The sequence below is a fragment of the Promicromonospora sp. NPDC023987 genome, from assembly GCF_040639055.1.
Taxonomy (GTDB): Bacteria; Actinomycetota; Actinomycetes; order Actinomycetales; family Cellulomonadaceae; genus Promicromonospora.
Genome location: NZ_JBEZZF010000024.1, coordinates 61,625 through 67,725, shown reverse-complemented (window position 1 = coordinate 67,725; position 6,101 = coordinate 61,625). Strand labels below are relative to the sequence as shown.

The window sequence follows — 6,101 nt, the reverse complement described above, 5'->3', positions numbered from 1 at the left end:
ACACGCGCACGGCAACCATGCCCAAGACGCGCCAACCACCAAATCGGACGAACCGCTCAGGCCGGGCTACCCACCAAGTGAATGATCGAGGCTAGGGTCAGGTTCAGCAAGGGCTGGCCGGGCAGGAGCAGGTACACCATGGCCTTGCCGCCGGCGGCCTCGGCCTTGTCGGCGACCTCGATCATCTTCTGCCGCAGATCGCGCCGCAGGGAGCGGAGCGGTCGCCCAGCTTCGCCGTATGCTGCTGGGATCGACGGTCGGACTCTCGCTGTCGGGTCCGAGAGGTCCCACCGGGCACGATTCGTCGCTCATACCTGAGCGTCTCAGCTGTTCCGTTCGAGAACCTGGACAGCGTCGGCGGCGGCGCTGACGACGGCGCTCCAGTCCGGATGCGCCAGGTACGCCGCGTCGGGCTCGTCGCCCAGCCCGGCGATGATCGGCTCCAGGACGGAGTTGAGCTTCTCCAACACGTCAACCTCGTCGGCCGTGATGATCGATCCGACGCTCTCGACCGGGTCGGGCAGCACCGTGGTGTCGTCGTAGAGGACGTGAACACTGAGATCCAGGTCGTCGTAGTACGCCCCGTCATCAGACACTTTCCCCAGCGCGTGCGCTGGTGCTCGAGGTCGCTCAAGGAGCGGAGAGACGTGACCACCTGCGCTCCGAGTCGGGTGCCAGGGCCTGGGTGGGTGTGGACCGTGGCCTGCACGCGCTGGCCGTCGCCGGTTCGTCCGACGGCGTCGAAGTCCTGCGGGCCGGTAACCAACGGACCTTGCGGCGAGGCCTGCCGCGTCTACGGCGCCTGTCCCGTGCGGTGTCGCGGAAGAAGAAGGGATCAAGGAACCGTCAGAAGGCTGCCGTCCGCTTGGGGCGGCAGCATGCCCGGATCCGTGACCGCCGTAACCACCACCTGCATCAGGTGTCCAACCAGCTGGTCAAGAACCACGCCCGGCTGGTCCTGGAAGACCTGAACATCACCGGCATGACCACCAACCGCAACCTCTCGCGCGCCATCAGTGATGCGGCGTGGGGTGAGCTCGCCCGGCAGATCACCTACAAGCAGGCCTGGCGCGGCGGACACGTCCTGCTCGCGGACCGGTGGTTCCCGTCGTCCAAGACCTGCTCCACCTGCGGCACGCTCCGCAAGGGCCTGGCGCTGACGGACCGGATGTTCGAGTGCCACGAGTGTGGGCACGTGATGGACCGGGATCTGAATGCCGCCGTCAATCTCGCCGCCTGGGCCGAGAACCACACCCCCGCCGTGACCGACGGTGCGGGGCGTGGTGTCGTCCGGGTCGGGGACCGTCAAGCAGCCGGCCCCGTCGACAACGCCTACCGACAGGACACCCCCACCCACCCCGCCCCACCGGGACGTGGCGGCAAGGGACTGGACGACGTAGGAACCAGCCAGACCGCACCAGCGGTCTGAACCTGGACGCCCGAGAAGGGCGGCGTTCCACAAGCCTCACGACTTCTGAAACACGCCGTAGACTCGTCCGCGCGCCCCGAGGCGCTCGCACGTCGTCGCACCGCCCGCCAGGGCGCCCGGCGACGGGACCCCCATCTTCCGTACGAAAGGAACGCTCAGTGCTCCGCACCCACACGGCCGGCTCACTACGGGCCGAGCACATCGGCCAGACCGTCACCCTCACGGGCTGGGTCGATCGCCGCCGTGACCACGGGGGAGTCGCGTTCATCGACCTGCGTGACGCCTCCGGCATCGCCCAGGTCGTCATCCGGGACGAGGAGATCGCCCACCCGCTGCGCGCCGAGTTCGTGCTGCAGGTGACCGGCGAGGTCGGCCGTCGCCCCGAGGGCAACGCCAACCCCAACCTCGCCACCGGCGAGATCGAGGTCGTCGCCACCGAGGTCGTCACGCTCAACGAGTCGGCTCCGCTGCCGTTCCAGGTCTCGACCGCGCTCGCCGACACCGAGGTGATCGGCGAGGAGGCGCGCCTCAAGCACCGCTACCTCGACCTGCGCCGTCCGGCACCGGCCGCCGCGCTCCGCCTGCGTTCACAGGCGAACCAGGCCGCGCGCCGCGTGCTGGACGAGCAGGACTTCGTCGAGATCGAGACCCCGACGCTCACCCGGTCCACCCCGGAGGGCGCGCGCGACTTCCTGGTCCCTGCCCGCCTGGCACCCGGCTCCTGGTACGCGCTGCCGCAGTCGCCGCAGCTGTTCAAGCAGCTCCTCATGGTCAGCGGCATGGAGCGGTACTACCAGATCGCCCGCTGCTACCGCGACGAGGACTTCCGCGCGGACCGCCAGCCGGAGTTCACGCAGCTCGACGTCGAGATGAGCTTCGTGGAGCAGGACGACGTCATCGCGCTCGGCGAGAAGATCCTCCAGGCGCTCTGGGCCCTGATCGACGTCGAGATCCCGACCCCGATCCAGCGCATGACGTTCCACGAGGCCATGCGCCTGTACGGCTCGGACAAGCCCGACCTGCGCTTCGGCAACCCGATCGTCGAGCTCACCGACTTCTTCAAGGAGACGCCGTTCCGGGTGTTCCAGGCGGAGTACGTGGGCGCCGTCGTCATGCAGGGTGGCGCATCGCAGCCCCGCCGCCAGTTCGACGCCTGGCAGGACTGGGCCAAGCAGCGCGGCGCGCGCGGCCTCGCCTACGTCACGTTCTCGGAGGAGGGTGAGCTCGGCGGCCCGGTCGCCAAGAACCTGTCCGACGACGAGAGGGCGAGCCTCGCGAAGGTCACCGGCGCCGAGCCGGGCGACGCGGTGTTCTTCGCCGCGGGCAAGACGTCCGACTCCCGCGCGCTGCTCGGCGCGGCGCGCGTCGAGATCGCGCACCGGACCGGCCAGATCGACGAGGACGCCTGGGCGTTCGTCTGGATCGTGGACGCCCCCCTGTTCAAGCCGGCGGGCGAGGACGACGACGTCGACCTGGGCTCGTCGGCCTGGACCGCTGTGCACCACGCGTTCACGTCGCCCACCCCCGAGTGGATCGACACGTTCGAGCAGGCGCCTGGCGACGCCCTGGCCTACGCGTACGACATCGTGTGCAACGGCAACGAGATCGGTGGCGGCTCGATCCGTATCCACCGCCGTGACGTGCAGGAGCGCGTCTTCGAGGTGATGGGCATCGGTCAGGAGGAGGCGCAGGAGAAGTTCGGCTTCCTGCTCGACGCCTTCGCGTTCGGCGCCCCGCCGCACGGCGGCATCGCGTTCGGCTGGGACCGCATCGTGGCCCTCCTGACGAAGTCGGCCTCGATCCGCGACGTCATCGCGTTCCCGAAGTCGGGCGGCGGGTTCGACCCGCTGACCGCGGCACCGGCTCCGATCACGCCCGAGCAGCGCAAGGAGGCCGGCGTCGACTTCCAGCCGGAGGCCGCAGCGCCCGTGGCGGCCACCACGGCGTGACCCGGCTGGGCCGGCACGGGCTCGACCACGTCTTCCACGCCGTCCGGACCGACTTTCTCGACGTCACCCGGTCGTGGACGGACAGCACGGGGCCCGACGACGCCGGTGCGGCCGGCGTCGTCGAGCTCGTCGACCCGACGGGCGAGCGCGCCGGACGCGTCTACGCGGCGGTGGGCGAGCCGGCGCGCGTTGCGGCACTGCTCGGCACGGTGACGCCCGACGACACGGTGCGCGGTGTGACGATCACGCGCGGTTCCGGGGCCTTGGCCGGAGAGACGCTCTCCGGCTGGGGCCTCGCACCCGCCACCACCTGGGACCGGATGGTCACCGAGACCGCACCGAAGGTGCCCGACGCCGGCGGGGCCGTCGTGGAGCTGCTCGACCTGGACCGCGACGCCGACGAGATCGCGGACGTGCTCGCCGTGGCCAACCCGAGCACGCGGCAGGGGGTGCGCGGACCTCGCGCGCGCCGCGCACGCTGGTACGGGGTCCGGTTGCCTCCGGAGGTATCGGGGCGCGGCTCACGGGCGCTCGTCGCGGTCGGCTCGGCCATGCCCGTCCCGGGCGACGCGGTCCACCTGGGTTCGATCGGCACGCTGCCGGCGGTCCGCGGCCGTGGGTACGCCGGGGCCCTGACGGCGCGCATGACGGCGGACGGCGTCGCCGAGCGCGGGCTGGTGACTCTCGGGCTGTACGACGACAACGTCGCCGCGCGGAGGGTCTACGAGCGGCTCGGCTTCGTGCTGGCGCACGAGGTGGAGACGTGGCACCGCGCCTGACCCGCGTGTTTACCGGGCGGGCCTGCGACAAGACTGATTAGGTGGGGGCGGGGCGCCGGTCCCGGTGCCTGGAAGCCAGATCTTGAGAGGCAGCCTCATGACCGAGAACGAAGGTGGCACACCGCGCGATCCGCAGCGCGATCCGGAGACACCGTTCACGCCGCCACCGGAGTCGTCGCTGAACGCGGAGCAGCCACCGGGCACCCCGACCGACCCCACCTCGAACGATCCGTCGGGCCAGCCTGGTGCGCATTCGCCGTACGGGCTGCCCGGGGCGCCCGCCGCCTACGGACAGCCGGGGGATCCCGCCACCCAGCAGTACGGCTACGCGCCGTCACCGCCCAAGAACGACCTCGCCGTCTGGTCGCTGATCACCGGCATCCTGAGCTATGTGTTCTGCCCCTTCGTGCTCGGCATCGCGGCGATCATCACGGGCACCATGAGCCGCAGGGCCGCCGACGAAGGCCTCGCGAACAACCGTGGGATGGGGACCGCAGGTCTCATCCTGGGCTGGATCAACGTGGCCCTGTCGTTGCTCGCCATCGTGTTCTTCGTGGTCGCCATCGCGGCGGGGCTGTTCGCCGGAGGCCTCGGTAGCTTCTACGAGATGAACGAGATGCGGGACATGACCGGCTACTGACCCTCCCGCCCGGGTCGAGGGTCGACGGTGGGTAGGCCTCCCCATACGAACGACGTGCCGCACCCGCGGTCTGACCTGTAGGTTTGGCATCTCCGCGCCGGGTCGACCCCGGCACAACGCAAGCAGAAAGGCAGCACGATGACCCAGCCTGACGGCGGCCAGTCGCCGTACGACCCGCCGCAGCAGCCTGAGCAGGGCCAGCCCCCGGCACAGCCGGGAGCGGCTCCGGGGGAGCCCTCGCCGTACCAGCAGGCGCCCTACCAGCAGGCGCCGTACCAGCAGACGCCGCAGGGCCCCGCCTACGCGCAGGGCGGTCAGCCGTACGCCTACGGCGCACCGATGCCGAAGAACAGCCTCGGCGTGTGGTCGCTCGTGCTGGGCATCCTGGCGGTGCTGGGCTGTGGCCTGCTCACGGGTATCGCCGCGATCATCACCGGGCACAAGAGCCGCAAGGCTCAGCAGGAGGGCCAGGCGGACAACGGGGGCATGGGGCTCGCGGGCATCATCACCGGTTGGGTCGGCATCGCGTGGACGACGATCTACGTCGGCTTCCTGATCTTCCTCTTCGCTTTCGCTGCCAGCGACTCGTCGTTCCAGGACGGCTTCGAGCAGGAGCTCGAGAGCGGCTACTCCGAGACCTACTGAGTCGGCCCGCGGTCAGCCCGGCACACCCGTGGCGAGATATCCAACCTCGTCCGGGCGTGGCGGGCTGACCTGTAGGTTTATGTCCTGCGCCGCCCGGCGCGCCGAGCATGGAAGGCAGCGCGATGACCCAGCCCGACGGGTGGCAGTCCCCGTACGACCCGCCGCAGCAGAACACTTCGGGGCCGGCCCCCGGCCCGACCCCGGTGCCAGGTGAGGCCGCAGTGCCGAGCCCCTATCAGCAGCCGTTCCCGCCGTCGGGCCTGCAGCAGCCGTACCAGCAGGGGCCCGCCTACCAGCCCGGGCCGTACCAGCCCCAGCCCGCGTACGGAGCGCCCTACGGCTATCCCGCTGCTCCTCCCGAGAAGAACGCGCTCGGCGTGTGGTCCCTCGTGCTGGGCATCGTCAGCATCGTCATGCTGTTCAGCTGCTTCGTCGGTTTCCTCGCGGCCATCCCAGCCGTCATCACGGGACACCTGAGCCGAAAGGCGCAGAAGGAGGGCCTGGCGAACAACGCGGGCCTGGCCCTCGGCGGCATCATCACGGGCTGGGTGACGATCGGCCTGACGCTCCTTGCGGGCACCCTCATCGCGATCGCGTTCAGCATCCCGGAGTTCCGCGAGGGGTTCTTCAGCGAGTCCAGCTCGACCTACTGACGCGCG

Annotated in this window: 8 protein-coding genes; 6 read left to right on the top strand and 2 right to left on the bottom strand. The window is 70.4% G+C overall.

Annotated elements, in window-relative coordinates; all coding sequences use genetic code 11:
- Positions 1-56 precede the first annotated feature (56 nt).
- Positions 57-185, bottom strand: coding sequence for a hypothetical protein (locus AB0F40_RS13200; RefSeq protein ID WP_357467722.1), 129 nt, complete (start codon positions 183-185; stop codon positions 57-59).
- A 138-nt stretch (positions 186-323) separates the two neighbouring features.
- On the bottom strand, positions 324-596 hold the full coding sequence (locus AB0F40_RS13195; RefSeq protein ID WP_357467719.1) for a hypothetical protein: 273 nt from the start codon (positions 594-596) through the stop codon (positions 324-326).
- 20 nt (positions 597-616) lie between these two features.
- Between AB0F40_RS13195 and AB0F40_RS13190 the strand changes: the two genes are divergently transcribed.
- From AB0F40_RS13190 to AB0F40_RS13165, 6 genes are all read left to right on the top strand, one after another.
- Positions 617-1,429 (top strand): RNA-guided endonuclease TnpB family protein, encoded by an 813-nt coding sequence (locus tag AB0F40_RS13190; RefSeq protein ID WP_357467716.1) that lies wholly within the window; start codon positions 617-619, stop codon positions 1,427-1,429.
- A gap of 158 nt (positions 1,430-1,587) precedes the next feature.
- Positions 1,588-3,378, top strand: a complete 1,791-nt coding sequence (gene aspS / locus AB0F40_RS13185) for an aspartate--tRNA ligase (protein WP_357467714.1) — start codon at positions 1,588-1,590, stop codon at positions 3,376-3,378.
- Positions 3,375-4,157 carry a GNAT family N-acetyltransferase gene (locus AB0F40_RS13180; RefSeq protein ID WP_357467711.1) on the top strand — a complete coding sequence of 261 codons (783 nt, stop codon included), beginning with the start codon at positions 3,375-3,377 and terminating at the stop codon, positions 4,155-4,157. Before aspS ends, AB0F40_RS13180 begins: the two co-directional genes overlap by 4 nt.
- A gap of 97 nt (positions 4,158-4,254) precedes the next feature.
- On the top strand, positions 4,255-4,797 hold the full coding sequence (locus AB0F40_RS13175) for a DUF4190 domain-containing protein (protein WP_357467708.1): 543 nt from the start codon (positions 4,255-4,257) through the stop codon (positions 4,795-4,797).
- Between the two features lie 138 nt (positions 4,798-4,935).
- Positions 4,936-5,442, top strand: coding sequence for a DUF4190 domain-containing protein (locus AB0F40_RS13170; RefSeq protein ID WP_357467705.1), 507 nt, complete (start codon positions 4,936-4,938; stop codon positions 5,440-5,442).
- A gap of 122 nt (positions 5,443-5,564) precedes the next feature.
- On the top strand, positions 5,565-6,095 hold the full coding sequence (locus AB0F40_RS13165; protein ID WP_357467702.1) for a DUF4190 domain-containing protein: 531 nt from the start codon (positions 5,565-5,567) through the stop codon (positions 6,093-6,095).
- Positions 6,096-6,101: the final 6 nt, after the last annotated feature.